This window comes from Telluribacter roseus, assembly GCF_017355915.2.
GTDB lineage: Bacteria > Bacteroidota > Bacteroidia > Cytophagales > Spirosomataceae > Telluribacter.
Genome location: NZ_JAFEUV020000012.1, coordinates 28,214 through 52,957, shown reverse-complemented (window position 1 = coordinate 52,957; position 24,744 = coordinate 28,214). Strand labels below are relative to the sequence as shown.

Here is a 24,744-nt window from a genome sequence, read left to right as displayed (position 1 = left end):
TCAGAGGGAGGCAGTGGTGTCGGTATAGTGAACAGGCTGGAGCACCAGAGGAAAACCATGCTGCGCGGCCAAAGCCTGGAATGAATCCATCAGGGCCTGGAAGCGTAGGCGATCGACCTGCGGCATCGTTTCGCAGGGAATGCGGGTACTGGTTTCGATCTTCAGGCCGCGCCGCTGCAGAAACACCTTGGCCGCGTAGGGGTAGTAGGTGTGCGTGACCCGGTCCATCATGGTCAGCATGGCGTGCAGCCGGGTAACCTCCTCGCTTCTCCCGTACTGCTGGTACTGATCCAGCAGGTACCGGTAGGGCTCCGGATAGTAGTTGGCCGAAATAGGGGAGATACCATTGGCCCCCGCATCCAGCGAATCAAGCGCTGTGGTGGTATCGGCGTTGTACAGGTTAAAGTCGGTACCCCCGATAGCCTGGGCCTTGCGCTCCAGTGCTCCCGAGTGGCAGCTGGTATCCTTATGGTACAGGAAGCGGCCCGTTTGGGCCATCCACTGCATCAGGGCGGGGCTCAGCAGGCGCTTGTAGGGTACCGGACATTCGTACACCCCCAATGGGATCTGCCCCGTCTGTTCCAGGATCTGTTCCAGCCTGCCGCGCAGTACCTCTTCACTTTCATCCGGCTCCGCCAGCATACTGGTGATCAGGATCACGGCCTGCACGCCGGTATCGTGTATCTTTTTGATGAAGGCCACATTCTCGGCTACGGATCGGCTGAATGTACCCGTGGCTACCACCGGCACCCGCTCCCCGCTCTTTTTGACTACCTGTGAGGTTACCAGCAAGCGTTCTTCCTCGGTTAGCTGATACATCTCGCTCGAGAGGCAGTTGGCAAATAAGCCATTAGAGCCGGCCTCTATATAAAACTCCGTAAGCCTCTCCAGCCCGTCCAGATCTACCTCGTTGGTTTTGGTAAAGGGGGTTAGCATGACGGGCCACAGCCCATCGGGCAACTTCATGGATTGTAACATATAGCTGAACAGGGTTAAGGGTACAGTCTTAGGATTCGTATCGGTACTTGAGAAAAGCTATTTCTCTACCAACTCTAACCAATAGTACCTCGTACCGTGAGATTCAGGCTATTCGCTCCGTTTGTTTTAGTGAATCCTACGGCTCGTATATTACTTCTGATAATGTAGGGGGCTGAGAGGGCAAATGGGGTTACAGCTTGATAAAGACTTTCTTACGGTAAAGCAGGTAAGCCGGGATAAAATTGATACCTACAAAGAGCAGGGCAAATACCATACTGGCCAGCCGGGGTGCTACACCTGCTGTGGTAAGACCAGCTACGACATGGCTGTTCAGCGTAGAATCTCCAATGGGGATCTGGTAAAACGGGATGGAAAGTATATCGGCCAGTACATAGACCGTAATGGCATTGGCTCCAAAAATAACCCCCGGTGCCATACCCTTCGTACGATCCAGGATATCCACCAGAAACATCATGGCTCCCAGCAGGAGGGAGGCCAGTCCCGACGTGACCAGCACAAAGGAGCTGGTCCACAGGTTTTCGTTCACCGGAAATACCAGGCCCCAGAAGTACCCCAGCGCAGCGGTAAAAAGTCCGGCGGTCATCAGGTAGTTGACCTTGTGGCTCGGCTCATAGCCGCTGATGAGTAGCCGGCCCGCCAGCATACCCGTGATACCCGTTGCGATGGAAGGAAAGGTACTTAGAATACCCTCGGGGTCCCAGGTACCCTGCCACATCCGGCCGGGCAGGTACTGCGAGTCTACCCAGGCGGCCAGGTTTACGCCCGGCTCCAGCATGACGCGGCCCGTTCCGGGGGTAGGGATCAGCGTCATCGCCAGCCAGTAGCCAATCAGGATCAAAGCCCCTGCCAGGGCCTGAACCCGCCAGCCAGTATGCAGGAACAAGAGCGCACACACCAGAAATACAATAGCGATACGATGCAGGGTACCTGTCCAGCGCAGCTCCGCAAAATCAAAGTTGGGCAGGAGGTTCAGGAACATCCCAACGGCAAAGATCTTCAGCGAACGCACCACGATCTTACGGTACACGCCTGCGTCCAGCGTATTGGTGAAGAGCTTTCGGCCGTAAGCCAGGGCTATCGATACACCTACGATGTAGAGAAAAAAGGGAGCGATCAGGTCCGTAAAGGTGAGCCCGTTCCAGACGGAGTGTTGGAGGGGAGGGTAAACCTGGTCACCATCGCCCGGGAAATTTACCAGTATCATGGCCGCTATGGTAAACCCACGCATGGCATCAAGCGAAATCAGCCGGTTTCCGGAGCGCTCCATTACAAAACTTTTAGAAGTTAGAGTGATTATTAGTAATTTGATTACTGCTTTCAGTACTATACAGGCTACTTAACCAAGTGTTGAAGATGATAAAATACATATATGTACCCCTGATACTGCTCATGATGGGGCTGATCGGGTGCCTGTCGTCCGGCAAGACGGCCACCGAAACGGAGCCTCACGTGTCGGTGACCTGGGAGCTGGTAAGCAATCTGACGCAGAAGAAAGACGAGTTTGAGGCGAAGTTTGTCATGACCAACAACAGCAAGCTTACCCTCACCGAAGAGAACTGGGCGCTTTTCTTTAACATGGCTCCCCGACCCATTGTCGCCCATTCCAAACCGCAACCGGCTTCCATACAGCATATCAACGGCGACTACTACAAGCTGGTACCCGAGAAGGGCTTCCGGCTGGAACCCGGAGCTACCATTGAGATTCATTACATGGGTACTGAAGGCGTAATTAAAGAAACGGATGCACCAGTAGGTTTGTACTTTGTATTTTATGGCAAGAAAGAGCAGATCGTACAGGTGGACGACTACCGCGTAAAGCCCTTCGTCCGCACGGAGCAGATCCGACGGAGCCGGGATGATCTGGAGCCCTTGCCTACGCCCGAACAGACGTATCGGAACAACCTGGGCCTGAGCCAGCTCGATACCGATGCTATCCTTAAGATCATCCCTACGCCGGTACGCGTTGTAGCCGGAGCCCGCACCTTCCCCCTCGACAACCGCCTCACCATCCACTATGAGAAGAGATTCGAAAATGAAGCCCGGTTTCTGAAAAAGAAACTGGAAGTGCTCACCGGCCGGAGCTTTCGGGTGAGTAGTACCGGTCCGGTAGCCGAGACGGGTATCTACCTGAGGTCGGGAAGGGTAAAGGTGAATGATAGGGAAGAGGAGGCGTACCGCCTTCAGATCGGTGATAATGGTATCGCCATTACCGCCAATGGTGCGGCGGGAGCCTTTTATGGGGTGCAGAGTCTGCTGGCCCTGATCCCGGCGGAGCACTACCTCCAGGCCTCCCGATCCATTTCGCTTCCTTTTATTATGGTAGAAGATGCACCCCGGTTTGCGTTTCGTAGCCTGCACCTGGATGTTAGCCGCAACTTCCAGACCAAGGAAACTATCTTACGCCTGCTGGACCTGCTGGCTTTCTACAAGATTAACCACTTCTTGTTTTATACCACCGAAGACGAAGGCTGGCGCCTCGAGATAGAGGGACTCCCTGAACTAACGGAGGTGGGGGCTCAGCGGCAACATACGGCCTCTATGCACGATCCGGTTATGCACCCTGCCTATGGCTCAGGACCGGTAGCCAACCAGAACGGCAGGTACGGCAGCGGGTACTACACCCGCAAAGACTTTATCGAGATACTTCGTTACGCCAACGAAAGACATATCAAGGTAATCCCCGAGCTAAACTTCCCGGGTCATGCGCGGGCGGCGATCAAGGCCATGGAAGCACGCTATCACCGACTGATGAAGGAGGGAAAGTCAGAGGAGGCCGAAAAGTACCGGCTGGTGGACCCGGATGATCAATCGGTGTACCTGTCGGCCCAGGGGTATAAGGATAACGTGGTAAGCGTGGCCCGGGAGTCGACCTATCGTTTTTATGAGAAAGTAGTGGATGAAATGGCGAAGATGTACCAGGAGGCGGGCCTGAAGATGGATGTGATCCACGCCGGGGGAGATGAAGTACCCGAAGGTGCCTGGACGGGGTCACCCCTGGCCGCCCAGCTACTCAAAACCCAGCCGGACATCAAAGATCCCAGGAATCTGCAGACCTACTTTTTCAGGGAGCTGCTCAAGCGTCTCGAAAAGCGAAACCTGACGGTACATGCCTGGGAAGAGACAGTACTGACTAAAACGGCTACGGGTAAACTGGCCCCTAATCCGGAGTTTGTGGGACGAAAGGTGGTACCCTATATCTGGAACAATATGTTTGACTACCCTGACCTGGGGTACCGGCTGGCCAACGCGGGCTATCCGGTAGTACTCTGTAACGTCTCCAACTTCTACTTTGATCTGGCGTACTCCAACGACCCAAAGGAGCCGGGGCTGTACTGGGCGGGATTTGTGGATACCCGCAAAGCCTGGACCTTTGCCCCCTACGAAATGTACCGCACTACCTATACCACCCACATGGGCCAGCCACTGGATACAGGTAAAGAACCCGCGGGATGGCAATCCCTCAAACCCGAAGCCCGGAAAAATATACTGGGTGTAGAGGCCCAGCTATGGAGCGAAACCATCAAGGGACGTGACATGATGGAGTACTACCTGCTGCCCAAGCTCCTGGGCTTTGCCGAGAGTGCCTGGGCTGCCGAACGCAGCTGGGAAACAATCAGCAGCACTGACAGGCGCGAGCAGGAAATACAGGCGGGTTGGAATAGGTTTGCCAATACGCTGGCGCAGAAAGAGCTGCCCCGGCTGGCCCGACTCAACGGAGGGTACAACTACCGGTTGCCGCTGCCGGGAGCCATCATTGAACAGGGGACTCTAAAAGCCAATGTAGCCTTTCCGGGACTTACTATACGTTACACTACCGATGGCACCGAACCACACATAGAATCAGCAGTATATAGGGGGCCTGTTAAAGCAAGTGGTACTGTAAAGCTCAAAAGCTTTGATGCCTCCGGCAGATCCAGCCGTACCACGCTGGTGCAACCACAGGAAGTGCTCACTAACCGGTAGGTAGTGTACTACATTTTTCTTCCTTCTTCCTGAACTCAAAATGGAGAGAGATACCTTTCTCCTAGGTACCTGATCCGCCTCTTCGCTAAGTCACTTACCGGCACAACACTCTACGGGCTAGTATCACATTGATATTCTTGCAAGGGTTAGTGGTTGCCTTATACTAAATTTCACCCGTGCTGATAGTCCTTCTCCCGCGGTTCAAGGTATACCACATAAGCAGCTCCGCCTCTAATCTATCCCAACAAAACAGGACAAACAGGTACATCAGGCATAAGGGCCAAAATGTCCTATTTGAAAAGTACAACCAAGTGCCAGATAGAAAAGCTTCGGCTTACAGGTACCCGGCTGATCAGTAGTGTAGAGGAAGTGAGAAAGGCAGGAGCAGGCAAAGTAGGTTCATGAATTTGTACAAATAGCTCACCTGGTACTATGACTAGAGTACCTCGGGCTACACAACATTATACATCCACAATGACTATTGGTGTAGATTTAGGAGGAAGTACCATACGGGCCGGTATCGAGCAGGACGGTACCATTACCCAGTTATCCAGAGTGGCGCTGGAAAACAAGGCTTCGCTGTCGGCCACCTTATCCCAACTGCTGGAACTGATCCGGCCTTACGCGAAGCTTCCAGTAAAGGGCATAGGCGTAGGGGTACCCTCCGTAGTTGATATCGAAAAAGGCATCGTCTATAACGTAGTTAACATACCATCGTGGGAACGGGTAGAGCTCCGTAACATACTCGAAGAGGAGTTTGGACTACCGGTTTTTATCAACAACGACGTCAACTGCTTTACCCTGGGCGAACACCGCTACGGGCTTGCCAGGACGTACAGCTCCGTGGTAGGCATGGCCATAGGTACCGGCCTGGGGTCGGGGCTTATTACCAACAACCGCCTGTACATGGGGCACAACTGCGGCGCCGGCGAAATAGGAATGCTGCCCTACCTGGACCGTAATCTCGAGTACTACGTGTGCAGCCACTTCTTTGAGAAAAAGCACGGACTCACCGCCTACGATGCTCAACGGGCTGCCCTGCGCGGAAACACCCGGGCTCTGAAAATCTGGGAAGAGTTTGGCATGCACCTGGGCTATGCCATCAAGGCCGTTATCTACGCCTACGACCCCGAAGTGATCGTACTGGGGGGCTCCATCGCCAAAGGGTACGACTTCTTCAAAGACACCATGCTGCATAGTCTGGATGACTTTGCCTTTCCGCAGTCCGTCCGGCGTCTGAAGATCATGCGCTCGGAGGATGATTGCATAGCGCTGCTTGGGGCCGCGGCGCTGGTAGACCAGGCGCTCTGATGAATAATGGTCAACGAATCACGTACAAAATGCCTCTTGCTCCGTTTGGGCTTATCTAATTTATCGTATATTTCAGCAGGTACCTATGGGTACCTGATCAACTCCTATTCCTAACCCTGCATTTGCTAGTACCTATTGTATGAAACGTAACTCTCTGCTGGTCTTCCTCATCTTTATCATATTCTTTGTCATCTCCTTCCTGAGCAACATCCTGGGCCCTATTATTCCTGACATCGTTGATAGCTTTGAACTGAGCATCGGCCTGGCTGGTTTTCTGCCTTTTGCTTTTTTTGTTTCGTACGGTGTCATGTCCATACCGTCGGGTATCATGGCCGAGAAGTACCGGGAGAAAAAGGTACTGTTCTGGGCCTTTGTGATCGCCTTTGCCGGGGCTTTGCTGTTTGCTATCATTCCCAGCTTCCCCATCGCGCTTACGTCCCTATTCCTGATCGGGATCGGCATGGCTATGCTGCAGGTGGTGATCAACCCGCTACTACGGGTAGCGGGGGGAGAGGAGAACTTTGCCTTTAACTCGGTACTGGCGCAGCTTTTCTTTGGCGGAGCTTCCTTCCTGAGTCCGTTGCTGTACAGCTACCTGGTGCGCCATGTACATTCGGGCGATGGCTCTCCACTGATCAGTCTTTTCAACGGCGTAGTACCTGCTGACATGAAGTGGGTATCGCTCTACTGGGTGTTCGCGCTGGTGGCCCTGCTGATGGTACTGGTGATTGGCCTGGTACGCTTCCCGGCCGTAGAACTGCGTGACGACGAACGCATGGGTACCGGCGAAACCTTCCGGGAGCTACTGTCCAACCGGATGGTGCTACTCTTCTTCCTGGGTATCTTTTCCTACGTGGGTACCGAGCAGGGTATAGCCAACTGGGCTTCCAAGTTTCTGCAGACCTACCACGACGTAGACCCGGCTACAACGGGAGCCAGCGTGATGTCCTACTTCTGGGGACTGCTGACGATCGGCTGCGTACTGGGGCTGGTACTGCTCAAGTTGTTTGACAGCCGGAGGGTACTCATTGCCTTTACGGCCGGGGCGGTCGTAGCGCTGCTGGTGGCGCTGTTCGGATTAAAGGAGACTGCTATCTACGCCTTTCCGATCACGGGCTTCTTCGCCTCCGTGATGTGGTCGATCATCGTATCGCTGGCGCTTAACTCCGTACCTAATCACCACGGTACCTTCTCGGGTATACTTTGTAGCGGTATAGCCGGAGGGGCCATCGTCCCGCTTATCATTGGCGGGCTGGGCGAGCTGGTGGGGCTCCGGATGGCCATGCTCTTTAACCTGCTCACCCTGGGCTATATCCTGAGCATCGGGCTGTGGGCCAAGCCTTTGGTCAACAATGCTACGGTGAGTAGTTTCAAGGACTTATTTAAGTAGAAAAGTCCCCCTGAGTCACTTATAGTACAGCAACTACTGGTAAGGCATGTATAAGATCATACTGCTTATTGATTTTGCGGAGGAGTACAGCAAAGACCTGCTAAAAGGCATCAGCAAGTACTCCAGTGAGTACGGTCCGTGGATTTTCTGCCGGATGCCGCTCTTTCACCGCGAAACCATCGGATTGGAAGGAATACTGCAGTGGGCTCTCGAGTGGGAGGCGGATGGCATCATCGGGCAGTTGTACAATGACAAGGATATCGAGAAGATCGTACAGGCCGGTATACCCGTGATCGCCCAGGACTTTAAGGAGCGCTTTACCGAGATACCCAACATCACCGGTGCCTACCACGAAACCGGCGTATTGGCAGCCGAGTACTTCCTCAAAAAGGGATTTACCCACTTTGCCTTCTACGGTTTCGGGGATATCGTGTGGTCGAGGGAGCGGGCCGAAGGCTTTGAATCGCGCATCAGGCGGGCCGGCTATCAGGTACATTCGTTCGAGAATACGATGGAAAGCGCCAGTGAGCTCTGGTACTACCGGCCCAGTTCACTTAGTCAGTGGCTGAAGTCACTGCCCAAGCCCATAGCGCTGATGGCCTGCGACGACAACCAGGGCCAGCATATTACCGAAGCCTGCCGCCTGTCGGGTATACGTATACCCGAAGAGGTAGCCGTACTGGGGGTGGATAATGACGTGATGCTGTGTGAGCTGTCGGATCCGCCGCTGTCGAGCATAGCGCTGGATGCCGAAAAGGGAGGCTACGATGCCGCCCGGCTCCTCGACTACATGATCCGCAACGGCATCGCTGAGTACCAGGATATCGTGGTGAAGCCGACTCAGATCGTGACGAGGCAGTCAACGGATATCTATGCTACCCATGACCACCACATTGCCTCCTCGCTCAAGTACATCCACCAGAATATAGAGCGCAACCTCAGCGTGGAGGATGTGGTAAAGCAGGTACCTCTGTCAAGGCGTTCGCTGGAGAAACGCTTCCAGGATATTACGGGCTACCCCATTTACAAGTACATCTATAACCTCCGGATCGAGAAGTTTACGCAGAAGTTGCTCGAAACAGACATGACCGTATTTGAGATAGCCCTGGATATGGGCCTCAACGACAGCAAGAACATAGCCCGGCAGTTCAGGCAGGTAAAAGGATGTAACCCTATTGAGTACCGCAACCGCTACCTGGCCGGCAGATAATAGTTTGATTGAAACACCTAACCCTTATACCGATGATTACCCTGATTACTTCTCTTTTCCTAACCGGTACAGCCCTGTTCGTCCAAACCAATGCACCCGTACAATCCGAACCACCGTCTGAATGGATCTGGCTTTTTAATGGAACCGGCACCAGCCAGTGGACCAGCAGCGGGTCAGATCAGTTTCCGGAACGGGGTTGGGTGGTGTCGGACAAAATACTCACCGTAAATGGAGGCGGCAATAAGACCCACAAGGCCGGAGATATTATCACCCGGAAGAAGTACGGCGACTTTGACCTGCAGTTTGAGTTTAAGCTGGCGCCGGGTGCCAATACCGGCCTGAAGTACGCCGTCCGGAAGTATCCTGACGGAGGCTTGCTGGGCCCCGAGTACCAGCTGATCGATGATACCGGAAATAAGGATATAGCTCAAGACAAGGATGATAAGCGCCGCACGGCCAGCCTGTACGAAATGATAGCGCCCTCGGCCCGTAAGCTCAAGCCCATCGGTCAATGGAACACCGGCCGGATCGTGGTGAAGGACAACCACGTGGAGCACTGGCTCAATGGTACCAAGGTAGTCGAATATGAGCGGGGTAGTAAGGCTTTTATGGAGGCAAAGGCAGCCAGTAAGTTCAAGAGCGTAGAAGGCTACGGGATGGGCGAGGGGCACATTCTGCTCCAGGACCACGGCGATGAGGCCTCGTTCCGGAATATCCGTATACGGGAGTTATAGTCTCAGGATCCATACGAGTTACAAAAAAGAGCCTTTACGTATAAAGGCTCTTTTTTGTATAGGTACCTGATCACCTTCAGGATGCCAGGGCATCAGAGTCTTTCACCAGATTTTTATTCTCAATCAGTCGGTGTAGGTTCTCCACGTAGGGAACGTACTCAATGAACGTATCGGGCTTAACTACGTAGTCGGCGGCTCCCAAATTCAGGCATTTGTCCACGATCGTCTTGGTAGAGGATGTCGAGGTAATGATCACAGGAATATGGGTATAGGTAGGGTTAGACTTGATACCGGAAATGATATCATAGCCGTTTTTGCCCGGCATGTTCAGGTCCGACAGGATGACGTCCGGCAGGGTAGCCTGGTTGTCCGTTAACCACTCGAGCAACACATCTCCGTTGCGTACCATGGTTATGATCTCGAATAAGCCCGAGGTATCGAAGCCCTGCTTCATAAAGAACTGCTCGTCCTCGTCATTCTCCACCACAATGATTTTAAACTTTCTCATTCTATTGTAGTATTGGTAGTTTGTCTACTGTAGTATTGGTAGTTTGTCTACCTTTTCTTCACTGATTGTAAAATAGAAGGTTGTGCCTTTTCCTTTTTCGGATACCGGCCAGATTTTCCCCCGGTGTCTGTCTACGATCTTCTTACAGATAGCCAGTCCAATACCGGTACCCGGATACTCTTTCCTGGTGTTCAGCCTCCTGAATATTTCAAATATTTTACTCAGGTCATCTTCCGCTATGCCAATACCGTTGTCGCTGATGGCAAATTTAACCTGTCCGTCCTCCTTATTGCATTTGATCATGATACGGGGACTCTCGGCTTCGGTAAATTTCAGCGCGTTGCTGAGCAGGTTCTGGATCAGTTGTACCAGCTGAATACTATCGCCATGTATGGTATCCACCTCACTTTCAATGATAATCTCGGCGTTAGTGGTATCGACCGAGGTTTTGACGTTCTGCAGGGCCTGGTTAAGCAGCTCCTGTACGTTTACCTCATCCTCCGATATTTCTTTCTTACTTACCTGCGTGTAACTCAGCAGATTCTGGATCAGCTCCTTCATCCGGTTAGCGGCATTGACCGACTTGGTGATGTAGATCTGCATATCCTCGTACTGCTGGTTGTTCAGCTTCATATCAATCAACTGCAGAAAGCTTTTGATTGTTCTTACGGGCTCCTGAAGGTCATGCGATACGATGGACGTAAACTGCTCGAGCTCTTCATTGGCCAATGTTAACTCTTCATTTATTATTTTCAGTTCTTCACTGAGCTGGCGGTAGCGCTCATAGCTATCGCGCAGGGCCCGTTCGGCTTCTTTGCGCTCGGTCAGGTCGCGGGTTACCTTGGAGTAGCCAATGAGAGCACCGTCGTAGTTATAGACGGCCGTAATAACTACGTTGGCCCAAAACCGGGTACCATCCTTGCGGAGGCGCCAGCCTTCTTCCTCGTACTTACCTACCTCCCGGGCTACTTTCAGCTCGTGTGAGGGTTTTCCGTTCAGGATGTCTTCTTCCGGGTAGAAGATAGAGAAGTACTTACCGATAATCTCATCGGGATTGTACCCTTTCATACGCCGGGCCCCTTCGTTCCAGCTGATGATCCGGCCCCTTTCGTCCAGCATGAATATCCCGTAGTCAGTTACCTGCTCTACCAGCGACCGGTACCGCTCCTCGCTCTGGCGGAGCGATTCCTCGTTTTCTTTCCGCTCCGTCAGGTCACGGGTTACTTTCGAAAATCCGATATGTTTGTTTTGCTCGTTAAACAGGGACGTAATCACAACATTGGCCCAGAACACAGAGCCGTTTTTCTTGATCCGCCAGCCTTCTTCTTCGTACTTTCCGGTCTCAATGGCTATTTTAAGTTCGCGGGCAGGTTTGCCGTTTTCCAGATCCTCCGCGGTATAGAACGTAGAAAAGTGTTTGCCAATGATCTCATAGGAACTGTACCCCTTGGTGCGCCGGGCTCCTTCGTTCCAGGTGATGATATGCCCGGTCGGATTCAGCATAAAGATCGCGTAGTCTCTTACCCCTTCCACCATCAGGCGGTACCGCTCCTCCGACTGGCGTAGCTCTATCTCCCGTTTTTTTCGTTCGGACATATCCAGCAGGGTACATGAGTACCCTACGTGTATGTTCTGTTCGTTGTATAGTGGGACCAGCCGCATTTCGCACCATACCTGGCTACCGGTTTTCGTGTACTTCCAGCCTTCAACCTGATACTTCCCATGCTTCAGCGACTCGCGGATCTCGTAATCAGCCTTTACGGCTTCCTCTTTGTCACCATATAGCTTGGTAAGGTGATTATTTATAAGATCATCGGGCGTATAACCCAAAATAGAGGTGGCTGCTGGATTGGAATACATAATGTATCCATCTTTATCCAGCATCAGGATCGCTTCCTTAATATTCTGAAGCAGGAGATTACAATTTTGTTGCATGTATAAAGCGACTAGCTTTTATGAAAACAAGTAGACAAAGTTAATAAAAAAACGAAAAACATGTAACCGCTAGTATCTTAATACAGTCTGGTCGTGTTTGACGTATAGTGATAGCCAGCTATACTATGCCGTAACTGCCGTTGAAAAGTTTTGTTTGAAGAAAAAGGACTAAGGCAGATAAATATTTTTCATGTTCATTCGTTTATGTCCGTTCATAGCTATACGTATGTATCTGGAACAAAAAGAGGGGGTACAATTTGTGTTCTCCAAAGCCATCCAAACCAGATCCAAGGGAAAAGACAGGAGCCTGAATCAAAGAGTAATGGACCTCTGCAGGTTGTACCCTTTGATCCTGACCACCAGTTCTTTCTGTTCAGTGTTCTTGGCGCTGCACCGTACGGTCAGGGTCTTACTTTCACCAGGTAGTAGCGATACGTAATTGTCGGACCAGTAAACGGGAAGTACCGCAGGTCCGTCAGCTCCCTGAGCCAGTTCCAGCTCTATAAAAAAGGCTAAATGGGCTGAAGGATTCTTTAGGGTAACAGCTACTTCGCTTTCGTCCCCGTGCCTGATTACCTTCTTTTCGGCCTGTACAGGTACCTGTGGTAATGTACTTAGAGCTGAGAAGTCGGCGTATTGTTTCTGCGGCGTGTAGTACCAGAAGTATTTGTTCCAGTCCAGCTGGTCGGGGCGGGAGGCCAGCCAGTAGAAGTTATCGGCTACTACCCGGCCGGCTGCGTCTTTGAGCTTCAGGTCCAGGAAGTATACCTGGCGGTTGCCCGCCAGAGCCGGTAGCTTCAGGAGCTCCTGAACCTGATCTGCGGCAGCTTGGATTGAGGCCTCCTTCCGGTACACTACCTTCGACTGCTGGTCCAGCAGGACTACCTCGGCCCTGTAGTCCCGGATGGGCTGGCGGGTATCGTTGCTCAGGTGCACGGTATGGTGGTGGTAGTCGTAGATAAGGCTAAGGGGCTGGGCGGCCTTTTTGGTGCCGTAGTAGGCCCCGGTGGGCATCAGGTAGTAGTCATAAAGCTGCCAGTAAAACTCCGGCCAGGGCGAGTTGAGCATCCACTGGACTACGCCGGTGGCCGTAGGGCGGTTGATGACAAAGGCTTCGAACATAGGCCGGATGGCTTCGTAGTTCATCACTTGCGCTTTCAGGGCCAGTTCTTCGAGGTTCTGGGGCTTGCCGTACTTATTGTTGAGCGCGGTCAGGTACACGCCCAGAGTATTAAAATCCTTCCGTCCCGAATGGAAATTCCACATGGTATTGTCGGGTGGCCACAGGTCAGCATCGGGTATCATCTTGCGGATACTCGCTGCCGGTGGTACCTGCGGGCCGGGGCCCGTTTCGGAGTTGAAGCCAAAGGCACCGCCAAGCTTTTGGTCTTCGTACCAGTACACGGGCGGTACGTACTCGTAGGGACCGTTCATTTTCATGCCCGATGGACCCGTTACGTCACTTTTAAAATCGCCGGCCGACAGCAGGAAGGGGCGGGTAGGGTCATATTGGGCCAGCGTTTGCAGGTACCGCTTCTCCAATCCGGCTTTAGGCATAGCATCGCTGCCACCGGCCCAGGTAAATATGCTCGGATGATTGCGTAGCCACCTGACCTGATCGCGGAAGTAGTCGGATAGGAGTGTTTCCTCGTCGGGGGTGAGCTTCACCGCATAGAGGTCAACCCCCTCGTTGATGGGCAGGTTCTCGTCTCCCTCCTTCATGTTCAGTTCCAGACCGAGGTAGTCGGGCCACTCCCACTGGCAGCTCCAGCCTACCATGAGCAGGATCCCGTTTTCATCGCAGAGGTCGTAGATGTGGTGATTGTTGCCCCAGAAGCCTTCAAAGCGGAGGGAGTTGAGGTTCATTTCCTTTACGTAGCGGATTTGGGCGGCGTCCTTCACGGGCATATAGCGCAGAAATAGGTCATCCACCCAGCCTCCGCTTTTGATTAGTACCTCCCGGCCGTTGACTTTATAGCCCCGCACGCCTTTGTCGTTGAGGTAGGTTTCGACCTTTCGGATGCCAAAGCGGGTCTGCTGCTGATCGATGAGCGACCCTTCTTCCTCCAGTTCCAGTTTCAGGGTGTACAGCTCCGGACTGCCCAGGCCGTTGGGCCACCACAGGCGGGGATTTTTAATTCGAAGTTGCTCAAATTCGTCCGGAGTAAACTGGACTATTGTCGTCTGGCGGGGAGCCAGGCTTATTTCCTTTTCCAGCTTTATGTCTTCGATGGTACCGGTTACTACTACTTTGCGGGGGGAGTTGCTGTGGTTGGTGAGCTCAGTACTTACTTTCAGCGTAGCTTCCGCCAGATTCTTCGGGTCCAGATCGGGATGTACAAACGGAGCGTCGATGGATACCTTACCGGTACGCTTCAGGCGGATCTCGCGGTAGATGCCCATGTAGTGGTCGGGTGGGGTAGGAGCCCAATCCACAAACCCCATGTAGAAGTCACGTACCTTAGGCGGGTGAACCTGTACCAGCAGTACATTGGTACCCGCCCGGGCTGCCTCAGTAATATCCAGCTCGAACTGGCGGAAGGCACCAAACAGTGTATCTTGCGAGGCTATTTGCTTGCCGTTGAGCCAGAAGTCGGCCCGGTAGTTGATGCCATCCACGAGCAGGCGGAGCTGTTCTTTCTCACTACTGAAGCCATCTAACTCAAAGCTCGTCCTGAACCACCAGGCGTTTTCAAAGGGCTGGCGAGGTATGGTTTCCAGGTTTTTCCCAAAGAACGGATCTTTATAGACTCCGGCATCGACCAGGGCCCCCAGTACGGTGGTGGGTACCGAGGCTTTTACCCAGTTGTCGGGGGTGAATGATTCAGAAGATAAGGCCTGAACGTCAGCCTGTACCTCTTTGGAGGAGATAAGGGTCCAGTTGTCGGTGAGGGGGCGTTCTTCTACTTGTACACCAGTACTGCACCCGGTGATCAACAGGCTGAGTAAAACGATAACTAGTGGGAAAAAGCGGGTGAAGGGGATAAAGTGCATTCTTACAAGGGTAGGACTAGGGGTATACATTATAGGGTGGTCGGGGAAGGCACAGGACATACTGCTTTCTGGATCTTGATAATGGCCTGAGCGAAGCTTTCCATATCCTCACGGGTACCCAGCATAGCGGGCTGGAGTATCCAGACGGCTTCCTCACTGCAGGCCCGCTCGGCTACGGGACAAAAGACGCCGGTGTAGTCAACGCTATCTGGTATGGCGTAGCACATGAAGTTCTTTTGCTGGAAGAGGGGCTGGCGATAGAGCGGATGCGGGTATCCTTTGAAACAGGGTACTCCCTCGGCCGCCAGCATAGCTACGAATTCATCTTTGGGTACTCCGCCGAACTTTGCCTTATCGTATTTGAAAATATACAGGTGGTAGGCGTGGAGCGTTTCCCCAAAGCCTCTTTCGAGGGGAGTAATGCCGTCAATAGTACCTAATAGCTCATTGAGGTAAAGGCCGTTCTGGTTGCGGGTCCGGGTCTGCTCATCCAGCCGTTTGAGCTGGTGAGATAAGAGCACAGCCTGCAGCTGGGTAATCCGGTAGTTACAGCCCGGGTTGTAGTGATCGTACCACTGGCCTCCTTCCATCCGACCGACGTTGCGGAGCGAAGCCATCATCTGGTAGAGTGGCTCATCGTTGGTGACTATGATACCGCCTTCGCCGCTGTTGAGGTTTTTGGAGGACTGAAAGCTAAAGCTACCCACATCCCCGATGGTTCCCAGCTTCCGGCCTTTGTACTCAGCACCGTGAGCGTGGGCCGCATCTTCGATAACGCGCAGGTTGTGGCGCCGGGCTATCTCCATGATCCGGTCCATATCACAGGCCTGTCCTGCGAAGTGTACGGGTATAATAGCCCGGGTACGCTCGGTAATGGCCGCTTCGATGGCCTCAGGACTGATATTGTAGGTAGCAGGGTCAATGTCTACGAACACGGGTACGCAGTTGGCCTCGATGACCGTAGAGGCCGTGGCTATGAACGTATAGGGCGGCACGATCACTTCATCGCCGGGTCGGACGCCACAGGCGATCAGCGCCAGCCGGAGCGACACCGATCCATTCACACAGCTTACGGCGTATCGGGTACCGCAGTACGCGGCAAAATCCTTTTCGAAGGCCTCTACCTCACCTTTGCAGTCCGGATTGCCCCAGGCACCACTTTGTACGATGCTCATGACGGCCTGAACCTCCGACTCGTCAAAGACAGGCCAGGGGAAGGTACGGGTGACGGTTTTGGCCCCACCGTGGATGGCCAGGTCTGTTTGCTGATTCATATACCGTTAAGATAGATCATCCTGCGTATCGGGCAGACAAAAGGTACTACTCCTATACTAAGTACTAATGGGGCTCTGTTTAAGACTACCTGAGATAGATAAATTTTTGAGAACAATAGTCCTAATAGCCATAGTGTCAGTAGTATAGCCAAAGCTTCCCTTACGCATTCCTATCCCCTTTGCCAGCTGGTTTATAATTCTGATTCCTGCATGAAGAGAGATACACTCGTAGCCGGCATGGCGATGGCTGGCTTATCATTAGGTACGGCCTGGGCTATACGTGGTCAGTTTGGTCACGAGCAGGGCGCTGCCTGGGCCGGAGCCATTGGTTCATTGAGTATCCTCCTCATTACCAAGCGCGACGACTGGTATCGCCGGGCCTTTCAGGCTACGCTAGCCGGGGCGCTCGGGTGGGGAGTAGGGGGTATTATGAGCTACGGTGCGGTAGTAGGGTATGGGCGGGATGTTGAGTTTATCAACGTGTACTACGGGTTATTCATGCTCTTTGTCATTGGCGGGTTGTATGGCTTTATGGGTGGAGGGCTGTTCGGGCTGGCCCTGGCTGATGGTACCCGGGGTGAAAAGGTACACTGGCCCCAGCTCATCGTGGAAATGACGGTAGGAGCTTTGCTCTTCTATTTCTTTCTGATCGAGCAGTTTGGGTGGCTGATGACGCCTCCCCGGTCGGAGCTATGGGCTGCCTGCCTCGGCATGGCCGCCGCCCTCACGTGGTACCTGGTCCGACAGGGGTACTATGCTGCCCTACGAGTAGCCGTATTTGCAGGACTGGGAGGTGGATTTGGGTTTGCGTTCGGCAATTTTCTGCAGGTACTGGGCCATGTGTCGGGCATCCCATTCAATTTCTGGAACGTGATGGAGTACTCACTGGGCTTCTTTGGCGGAGCAGGTATGGCCTATGGTACCTTTACCTCCCGCTGGGAGGCAGCTAAGACTCCAACGAGCCGAAGCAGTACCTTATTCCCCCTGTTGTTTCTGGTGCTGATCATCCCTTTTGTGGTGTGGGATCAGTCCTTTGAGACTGAGAGCCTGTCCCGAACCTTTGATGGGATCGGAGCTACCCCGGGTGTGGTGGGGGAGGTACAGTGGGTGGCGATCCTGCTGATTCTGGTCCTAACGGGCGTGTGGGTATATAGGTACTACCTCACCCGAACGGGTACAGCTGCTACTTTTACCTATCACGACATTCTGATCTTCTTCCTGGGTCACTTTGCCTTGTACATCCTGTACAGCCTGCTGATCACCGGAGCCTTCCTAAGTACCTACCGCATTGAGCAGTACCTGTATATAGTCAACTACCTGATCATCGCGCTTCTAATTGGAAAGGTTAGGGCTGAATTTGCCGAAAGAGGCGTAGCAGTCAGAGCGTGGAGTGCCGGACTGGTGGCCGTAGGGGTACTGATAGCCCTGCTGTCATTCATTGCCATCAGTACCCACGGCGAATTGCCCCACGCACAGAAACGATTCAACACCTTACAGGCCCGTAACCAGGATAACATCTAATATCAGAAAGCCCTCTTTCAGCGCTTTTCGGGTGTGTTGGGAGTTTTATTGACCAGCGTATTGGCTTCTCCTTTCTGTTTTCTCAATATAAATGAATCATAGAGCTCACCCTTAGCGGTGTAGGCGTTGTAGAGGAGCTGATTGTCCTGAATGGTTATGATCTGAAACATCTGACTGTTGCCCGCTTTCCTGAACATCCAGGGATCCTCCGACAGATTGTACATTTTAGGGCCCGACACCGATACTACGTACATGGTACCCGATAGCTGGGCCCGGCGGTTTTGTCCGCTGGGCGAGTTGCTCACCATGCCCCGTCCGTAGGCGTGGTCGTGGCCCTGCAAGACTATATCTACCTTATGTTTATCCAGGATGGGCTTAAAGCGATTGCGTAGCTCCAGGTTATCCCGGTTAGGTTTGGTGGAGTAAAAGGGGTAGTGGATGGTCAGTACCGTCCAGCGGCGCGCGTCGTGAGTCAGGATGGAGTCCAGCCACTGGGCCTGCTTCTGGGCGTAGTAAGGTGTCTCGTCTATCTGCTCCGCATCCAGTGATACCACTTTCAGATCATGGTAGTTGACCTGGTAGCAGGTTTCCTCTAACCCCTTGGGGCCATTGAGGGGTAGGTTGTACTGCGGACGCCAGTGGGGCGAAAGCTTTACGTTGCGGTACTCGTGGTTGCCGGGCGTCATGACACTGGGTACGGTAGCGTGGATGAACGAACCGGCCTGAAACCACTCGCCCCACTCGATGTCATGGTCGTGGCGATTGATGAGGTCACCGGCGTGCAGCATAAAGTCCACTTCCGGCATTTTCTTGTACGCCTCCCGGATAACCCTCGACCAGTGTGATTTGACATCATTCTGGGCATCACCAAAGTACAGGAAGGATAGCGGACGACCCCTGGTGCTCTCGGGCATCCTATACTGGAACCACTCGCTCCACCCATTCCCAAAGCCTACCCGGTATACATATACGTTACCGGGTGTAAGTCCATCGATAACGGCCGAATGGTAGTGGGCGCTTACAGCGGGCTCCTGCTCATGTCGGGTGCGCAGGTACTCGGTGGTAGCCGTGATCTTCCGGAGTTGCTGGATAAACTGGGTACCATCCGTAGCCAGGGCTACCTCCACGATACCCTGCTGCACCGTAGTATCCGTACGCCAGTTCACCGCCACCGAGTTCTCCGGCTCAGCCGTCAGATTAAGGATGATACGGTCCGGAACTGGAGAAGGGAACATCAGCTTGACATCCAGATTCATCTCCGTCGCCCGGGTCAGATCCTGGGCAGAGGCCGCCGTTTGGGCGGCAGCCAGTCCGGGAGCCGCGAGTAGCACTGTACAAACTAAAAAGAAATTGAAATTGAGGGGAAAGGACATATACCGGGAATGAGTAAGGGAGAAGAGGAATTGAATAAAGAGAGGCGGGATGGTACATCCCGCCTCTGACTAAAAGAATGAACAGGCGCTTTATTACCAGGGTTTGTTGGTTCCCTGCATCAGCCACGGCTTGGACCACTGGCTGTTTTTACCCCTCAGCACTGAGTAGGGTGTCTCCTGCAGTGCATTCATGGCATTCTTGTAGTTGTTGTTGTTAAAGTTTTGCTCATTATCTCCGTAGATAAAGCGCACGGGCAACACAGGCTGCGGAGAAGCTGGTCCGGCTTTCAGAGCAGGGAAACCGGTACGACGGAAATCAAACCATGACTCGGTAGCGGCGGTCCAGCCGGCGATCCACTTTTGCTCCATGATCTGGGCCAGGGTACCTTTGTAGGCCACTCCAGGCTGGGTGATGAAGGTAGCGTACTGGCTACCCACGCCCCAGGCATCCAGGGAGTTTTTGATGGCGGTGTTGTAGTGCGTCTCGGCACTTCCTACTGCCCAGCCTTTAAGAGCTGCTTCGGCCAGGATAAACGAAGCTTCGGCGGCTGAGGCAAGTCGGGCGCGCAGGATACCTCCACTGCTGTTGCGGTATACATCCGCAAGCTGCGATACATGCTGGTTCTCTACGGTCTGGCCCGGAGTGGGGTTGTAGTTGTATTCCGATGGATCAAGTAGTCCGGCGGGCAGACCTACGTAGCGGCCGGTATCCAGGCGGAGCGTAGTCGGTATCAGATTGGGATTGAAGTGACGGGTAAACTTGTGACCCAGGGCCTTCTGGGCTCTGAACTGTACATCGGTCAGGAACTTCACGCCCTGCTGGATAACGCCATCTTTACGGATAAACTCATCCGTGGCCACGGTTAGAGTAGGGTCAGCCACCCACTGGACGTGCACCGGAGAAAACCAGACGGTCAGGCGGGGATCATTGTTCATAACCAGGTTGTCGATCAGTGCTTTTCCGGGCTTGATCCGGCGCCAGTTGGATTCGGACTGATCAAAGGCTACCGTCTCGGGCCAGGAGTTGCTGCTGTTGGCTCCAATGTAGCTCATGGTAGCATCTTCAGCGGACGTTTTGATATAAATCCCTGAGTTATAGATGCTCTCGATACCAGCTTTGGCTATTTCAGGTTTCTTGTCCGAAATACGCATGTAGTAGCGCAGGAGCAGGGTGTTGGCAAACTTCTGCCACTTGGCCGGATCACCCGCGTAGTACACATCGTAGTTGTTGATCACCCCCGTTTTATCACCGGTAGCAAAGAGGGCCGAAGCTGCTTTCAGGTCCTCGATGATCCCGTTGTAGATCGCCTCCTGACTGTCAAACGTAGGTGTAAGAAACTCGTTGGATTCGTTTCCGCGAACCGCATTACTATAAGGCGCGTCACCCCACAGATCCGCGATAGAGCCGTAGATGAAGGCTTTCATGGTAAGTGCCACACCCTCATGAAACTTATAGCCCAGGGTCACAGCCCGCTGGTGCAGGAAGTTGTTGTTACGCAGCATCCCGTACCAGTTGCTCCAGTCGCGGGGCGACCAGTCGTAATGGTTATGGCCCGAGAACCAGCCGTCTTTCTGGGTATGCTGCATGGTACCTCCAATGTCCCCGTACCCGAGGCTTACGTATTCCTTGGCGGCTTCGGTCATGACAGACGGGAGCAGCTGGTTAGGATTGGCCGATGAGGGGTCTATTCCGTTGGGGTTTTCGTTCAGCCTGGTCAGATGATCGCCACACGACGTAGCAAACAGCAGCCCCCCCACAAGTATCGATTTGGTTGCTAGCTTAAGTACATTCATATTGTTAAGCTTTTAGTGTTTCGTCTCTTAAAAATTGAAATTTAGTTTAAATCCAACGGGAACCGTCCATGGCATTACGTTCTGGAGCTCAATTCCCTGACGGAAGCGTCCGCCGTCGGCCTGGAACGCTCTCTCAGGATCTATACCAATCTTAGCAGCGGTCCACAGGACGATGTTCCGGCTGAACACCGAGATGTTGGCATTGCGGATACCACCAAAGTTAGGCAAATCGTAGCCAAATGAGATCTCCCGTAGCTTCAGGAACGAAGCATCAAAGGTAATCTGCTGGTTGAAGCTCCACGGGAACTGGTTGGAGGCGGGACGGATCATGGTACCGGGGCCACCCAGGTGCTCCACGTAAGTACCATCCGGCATACGAATCACCCCGGGAATGAACACCCCGTCGTACTCCATCACACCGTCGCCGTTGGAGTCGAAAGGCAGACCACCGGTCGCCTCTGTATAGCCACCTACCCGGGGGAAATTGCCGTTCTGAGGGATGATGTATTTTTCAGGATCTGATTTCAACAAGGCGATCAGTTGTTCCTGGGTATACTGACCTCCCGGAATCAGGTTGTTGACCTGAAGCTGTGATTTCCAGTCGGAACCACCGTAGCGGTAGGTGTAGGATTGGAAATTACCGCCAAACCGCCAGTCAAAGCTGGCATTGAGGTTAAAGCGCTTGTACGAGAGGGTGGTCTGGGCTCCCATCAGGAACCGGGGGTTGAAGTTACCTACCTTCATACGGGCATCCCGATCGTTGACAGCGATCCAGGAGCCGGCGGTAGAGAGGATAGGCCAGCGATAATAGGGAGAGGCCGGATCATCCACGAAGGCGTAGCCCCGGCTGTAGATATTACCGATTTCTTCACCGACTCTTGTAAAGGCACCGCCGTTGTTATCATCCCACAGCTGATAGAAGTTCATGCCTTCGGCCAGGGCCTTGATGGTAGTCCGGTTGCGGGTAAAGTTGACACTCAGATCCCAGTTCCAGCCGTTGCGATCACGGATAGGGCTACCCCCCAGCATCAGTTCCCAGCCCCGGCTTGCCAGCAGACCTGCGTTGATCTTCTTGCTGGTATAGCCCGACGAAGCAGGCGTAGCGATATCCAGGATCTGGTTCTGATTCTCTACGTAGTAGTAGGTACCTTCAAAGCGCAGGCGGTTGTCGAACAGGTTAAAGTCAACACCCACTTCGGTGGAGGTGGCGATCTCGGGCAGGAGCTGCGGGTTGAGCAGGGTACCCGGCAGGCTGGTCGTAATGAGGCTACCCCAGCTACCAGTCGACAGGATCGGGTTGAGCTGGTAAGGACCGGTATCGTTACCTACCTGAGCCCATCCTGCTCTGAACTTCAGCAGGGATACCTGCTGGGGCAGATTGAAGGTGTAGTTGGCCAGCCAGCTCAGTGAGGCGGATGGGTAGAAGTACGAGCGGTTCGAAACGGGCAGTGTACTTGACCAGTCGTTACGGGCGGTCAGGTCCAGGTAAAGCATATCTCTGAATCCGATGGAAGCGTTACCCAGCAAGCTGTATATCCCTTTGCGGTCGGCGTAGTTGCTTACCTGCAGGTTGGTACCCCCTTCACCGGCACGGGCAATATTGCTCACCCGGTAGATACCCGGGATCGTCAGACCACCGCTACCGCTACCAATGTAGTCATCGCGGTACGACTGGATCATGTAGTTACCACCTCCCGAAATGCTTACGTCAAAGTCACCCACTTTCTTCTTGTACGTGAGCAGGAAGTCGGCGTTGCTTTCACTGCGGTTAATGTCCTGCAGGAAGTAGCCTCCGTTCTGGGCGCGGGAGTAGCTCCAGGGTATCTTGGTCTCACGGTTTTCAAAGAATACATCGTGCATACCCCGAACGTAGGCCGACAGCTCAGGCGTCAGCTGGAAATCCACCTTGATATTACCGAAAGCCCGGTCCCGTACGAAACCATTGTTGATGCCGTACGCCAGGAAGTAGGGGTTATCTCCGTTGTTAGCCGGACGACGCTGCTGTATACCTTCCTGACCAGGTACCCAGTAGTCCCGCAAGTCCTGTACATTGACATGCGGCCAGATGTACACGGCTTCCAGCGGGTTAGCACCCCGGTTGGCCGTAGAGGGGCGGTTATCCGAGTTGGAACGGACAAAGTTCAGATTTGACGTTACGCGTATCTTGCTGTGAACATCATACGTACCTGCAAAGGAGAGGCTGTTACGGTTGAGGTCGGAGTTGGGGATCAGGCCCTTGTTTTTCATCAGGTTGTATGACAGGCGGTAGGTACCCTTGTCACTTGATCCCGAAATAGCCAGGTTATTTGTAGAAGTAATTCCGGTCTGCAGGAAGTTCTTCATGTTATCCGGATAGGCTCTCAGCTCCGTTGGTATCTTGTTACCATTGGCATCCACAGGGCTGTTCCACTGCACGGCGGTATTGCCAACGTTCAGTTCAGGACCGGCCCAGTAGGCGGATGTTTCGTCCAGGCGCGAAGGGCGGCTACCGCTTCCGTACTTATAGTGAAAGTCCAGGTAGCGGTAGGGCGTTTCGAATACATTGCTGGTAGAGAACACCACACCCAGTCCACGGCCTCTGACTCCTTTCTTGGTGGTAATCAGGATCACCCCATTACCGGCACGTGAGCCGTACAGAGCGGCCGCGCTAGGGCCCTTCAGTACCGAAATAGACTCCACATCTTCGGGGTTGATGTCCGAAATGGCATTACCATAGTCCACGTTGTTACGATCACCCATCTGACGAAGGTTGTTCAGCGAGTTGGCAACGGGTACTCCGTCAATCACGAACAGGGGCTGGTTGTCGCTGCTGAGTGAGGTAGCTCCGCGGATAATAACGCTTACCGATGAGCCCACGCCGCTGGTCTGGTTGATCTGCACCCCCGCTACCCGACCCGATAAGGCGTTCATGACGTTTTCCTGCGGCACATTTACAATATCTTTTCCTGACACTTCACCGATCGAATAGCCCAGCGATCGTTTTTCTCTTCGAATACCCAGAGCCGTTACTACGGCTTCCTGCAGGGTTTCTACGCTTTCTTCGAGGGTGATATCTACCGTACTTCTGCCGCCTACGGGTACCTCCATGGAGTTGTACCCAATGTACGAGAACACCAGTACGGCGTTGTCGTTCGGAACATCAATGGAGTAGGTACCTGATGCGTTGGTGGTGGTACCGGTCTGGGTTCCTTTTAGCAGTACGTTCACACCCGGCATAGGGGTACCGTCGGCTTGTGAGGTAACTCTACCGGTTACAGTACGAAGTGGCTGGTTGGCGACCGCTGGAAGGCACATTCCAATCATAATTAGAATGATGAGCAATCGTCGCAGCGTTAGTGGGATAATAGAGTGTTGTTCCATAGGTTGATAGTTAAGTTGTATGCCTGCTCTAAAGGTTCAAGAAGTGTATGCGAAAACCTGGTACTGGTATTTATTCAGGAGGTGTTGCACCCGGCCTGAAGTAGCTTTTTGTCCATAGGGCCTACCGTTTGGAGTGGTACCTATGATACTGATCTGCCCCCCAAAAAGACTACTGGTATATAAAGGTATTTCATGATTTAATAATCTGGTAATGTAGTTTACACATGATTAATACAGAAGCGGGGGGGGGGGGGGGGGTGGGGGGGGGGGGGGGGGGGGGGGCCCCCCCCCCGCCGGTACGTCGACACTGCGCAGGCTCTGACTAAAAAACTGAAACAGAGGCGCAATGTACAAGGCAGAAATGGCAGAAAGCGTAGT

The 24,744-nt window shown here is 53.3% G+C and carries 15 protein-coding genes; 6 read left to right on the top strand and 9 right to left on the bottom strand.

The genetic code is table 11. The annotated features are described in order from the left end of the window. Window positions 1-978 carry a dihydrodipicolinate synthase family protein gene (locus tag JTN23_RS19575; protein WP_247236728.1) on the bottom strand — a complete coding sequence of 326 codons (978 nt, stop codon included), beginning with the start codon at window positions 976-978 and terminating at the stop codon, window positions 1-3. Window positions 979-1,168: 190 nt separating this feature from the next. Next, entirely contained in the window at window positions 1,169-2,266 is a 1,098-nt protein-coding gene (locus JTN23_RS19570; RefSeq protein WP_247236727.1) for an acyltransferase family protein, read from the bottom strand. Between the two features lie 86 nt (window positions 2,267-2,352). Here JTN23_RS19570 and JTN23_RS19565 point away from each other — a divergent pair, with 86 nt between their 5' ends. The 5 genes from JTN23_RS19565 to JTN23_RS19545 all read left to right on the top strand — a co-directional run bounded on the left by JTN23_RS19565 (window position 2,353) and on the right by JTN23_RS19545 (window position 9,607). After that, the gene (locus JTN23_RS19565) at window positions 2,353-4,962 is read left to right on the top strand and encodes a family 20 glycosylhydrolase (protein WP_247236726.1); all 2,610 of its coding nucleotides are present in this window, start codon (window positions 2,353-2,355) and stop codon (window positions 4,960-4,962) included. Between the two features lie 474 nt (window positions 4,963-5,436). Then, window positions 5,437-6,273: an ROK family protein gene (locus tag JTN23_RS19560; RefSeq protein ID WP_247236821.1), complete on the top strand. Its 837-nt coding sequence runs from the start codon at window positions 5,437-5,439 to the stop codon at window positions 6,271-6,273. 139 nt (window positions 6,274-6,412) lie between these two features. Next, the gene (locus JTN23_RS19555; RefSeq protein WP_247236725.1) at window positions 6,413-7,663 is read left to right on the top strand and encodes an MFS transporter; all 1,251 of its coding nucleotides are present in this window, start codon (window positions 6,413-6,415) and stop codon (window positions 7,661-7,663) included. A gap of 46 nt (window positions 7,664-7,709) precedes the next feature. Further along, window positions 7,710-8,873, top strand: a complete 1,164-nt coding sequence (locus JTN23_RS19550; protein WP_247236724.1) for an AraC family transcriptional regulator — start codon at window positions 7,710-7,712, stop codon at window positions 8,871-8,873. Between the two features lie 32 nt (window positions 8,874-8,905). Beyond that, the gene (locus JTN23_RS19545) at window positions 8,906-9,607 is read left to right on the top strand and encodes a 3-keto-disaccharide hydrolase (protein WP_247236723.1); all 702 of its coding nucleotides are present in this window, start codon (window positions 8,906-8,908) and stop codon (window positions 9,605-9,607) included. 76 nt (window positions 9,608-9,683) lie between these two features. Here JTN23_RS19545 and JTN23_RS19540 read toward each other — a convergent pair whose 3' ends face one another. The 4 genes from JTN23_RS19540 to JTN23_RS19525 form a co-directional block, all read right to left on the bottom strand. After that, on the bottom strand, window positions 9,684-10,115 hold the full coding sequence (locus tag JTN23_RS19540; protein ID WP_247236722.1) for a response regulator: 432 nt from the start codon (window positions 10,113-10,115) through the stop codon (window positions 9,684-9,686). A gap of 24 nt (window positions 10,116-10,139) precedes the next feature. Further along, entirely contained in the window at window positions 10,140-12,050 is a 1,911-nt protein-coding gene (locus JTN23_RS19535) for a PAS domain-containing sensor histidine kinase (RefSeq protein ID WP_247236721.1), read from the bottom strand. A gap of 312 nt (window positions 12,051-12,362) precedes the next feature. Further along, a complete protein-coding gene (locus JTN23_RS19530) occupies window positions 12,363-15,044 on the bottom strand; it encodes a glycosyl hydrolase 2 galactose-binding domain-containing protein (RefSeq protein ID WP_247236720.1) in 2,682 nt (893 codons plus the stop codon). 29 nt (window positions 15,045-15,073) lie between these two features. Beyond that, window positions 15,074-16,318 carry a DegT/DnrJ/EryC1/StrS family aminotransferase gene (locus tag JTN23_RS19525; RefSeq protein WP_247236719.1) on the bottom strand — a complete coding sequence of 415 codons (1,245 nt, stop codon included), beginning with the start codon at window positions 16,316-16,318 and terminating at the stop codon, window positions 15,074-15,076. A 210-nt stretch (window positions 16,319-16,528) separates the two neighbouring features. On the opposite strand from JTN23_RS19525, the gene JTN23_RS19520 reads away from it, so the two are divergent. Continuing rightward, window positions 16,529-17,839 (top strand): hypothetical protein, encoded by a 1,311-nt coding sequence (locus JTN23_RS19520; RefSeq protein ID WP_247236718.1) that lies wholly within the window; start codon window positions 16,529-16,531, stop codon window positions 17,837-17,839. Window positions 17,840-17,856: 17 nt separating this feature from the next. Here JTN23_RS19520 and JTN23_RS19515 read toward each other — a convergent pair whose 3' ends face one another. From JTN23_RS19515 to JTN23_RS19505, 3 genes are all read right to left on the bottom strand, one after another. Then, entirely contained in the window at window positions 17,857-19,212 is a 1,356-nt protein-coding gene (locus JTN23_RS19515; RefSeq protein WP_247236717.1) for a purple acid phosphatase family protein, read from the bottom strand. Window positions 19,213-19,305: 93 nt separating this feature from the next. Beyond that, the gene (locus JTN23_RS19510) at window positions 19,306-21,006 is read right to left on the bottom strand and encodes a SusD/RagB family nutrient-binding outer membrane lipoprotein (protein WP_247236716.1); all 1,701 of its coding nucleotides are present in this window, start codon (window positions 21,004-21,006) and stop codon (window positions 19,306-19,308) included. Between the two features lie 27 nt (window positions 21,007-21,033). Next, the gene (locus JTN23_RS19505; RefSeq protein WP_247236715.1) at window positions 21,034-24,366 is read right to left on the bottom strand and encodes a SusC/RagA family TonB-linked outer membrane protein; all 3,333 of its coding nucleotides are present in this window, start codon (window positions 24,364-24,366) and stop codon (window positions 21,034-21,036) included. Between the last annotated feature and the right edge of the window lie 378 nt (window positions 24,367-24,744).